The sequence below is a fragment of the Streptomyces sp. UW30 genome, from assembly GCF_008042075.1.
In the GTDB taxonomy this organism is placed as follows: domain Bacteria; phylum Actinomycetota; class Actinomycetes; order Streptomycetales; family Streptomycetaceae; genus Streptomyces.
On record NZ_RDBN01000169.1, the window covers coordinates 1 to 934 of the forward strand.

At 77.2% G+C, this 934-nt stretch carries 1 pseudogene; it reads left to right on the top strand.

The features are described from left to right. Positions 1-270 precede the first annotated feature (270 nt). Positions 271-363: pseudogene (locus EAO75_RS48140) on the top strand (hypothetical protein); the annotation flags it as partial. Positions 364-934 lie beyond the last annotated feature (571 nt).

The window sequence follows — 934 nt, forward strand, 5'->3', positions numbered from 1 at the left end:
CGCTCYCGGACCGGGCAGGTGTCGGCCACGGGCCGGTCCCGGGTCGGGCAGGGGCCCTCGAACGGGCGGTCCGAGAGCGGGCGGTCCGAGAGCGGGCGGTCCGAGAGCGGGCGGGCGTACGCGACCGGCCGGTCTCAGGTCGGGCAGGGTTCCTCGACGGGGCGGTTCCAGGCCGGGGAGGCGTCCACGGCGGCACGGTCAGGGCGCGGGCCGGCGTCCGCCGTCACCTGGTCGCCCGGGCGGACCGCCGTGACGGCAGTGCTGGCGGCGGTGTTCTGCGCCGTGGCGTTCGCCGTGCTGGCCACGCTGTCCGGCGGGCCGCTGGGGCTGGGGGCGCTCGCACGGTTCGGGCCGGTGTGGTGGCAGACCGGGGCGGCGACGCTCGGGTGGGTCGCGCTGGTGGCCGTGCCGGTGGCGGTGCTGGTGCGGGGCTGGCGGTGCTGGTTGGAGCAGCGGCGCGCGGAGCCGGTGGGTGACACGCAGGGTGCCCGGATCGGCAGGCCTCGGGTGGAGGCGCCGGGGGAGGCGGAGTCCGCCGAGCAGGCTGCGTCGGCGGAATCGGCAGGGTCAGGGGCGGGTGAAGGGGGGCCGTCGGAATCGGGGACGAGGCCCCCGGCCCACGGCCAGGAGACGGCGTCCAAGGCGCCGGCGCCCGATCAGGCCACCGCGGACCAGGCCGACGAGAAGAGCTCTCCGGCCGCGGTGTACGGCGAGGGCGCTCGCTACGAACCCTTCGCCCAGGGCGTCCCGTACGCGACGTACGACCACGACACGACCTTCGAGCCGGACGACTTCCCGCCCTCCGGGCGACTCTCGCAGCCCCCGCCGCCCCCAGACGACGGCGGCGGTGAGCGGCCTGGTCACGGCATCCCTCGCCATCGCGGTGGTCGCGGCCGGGTTCGCGGCGCAGGTGGTCTACAGCGACTACTACACC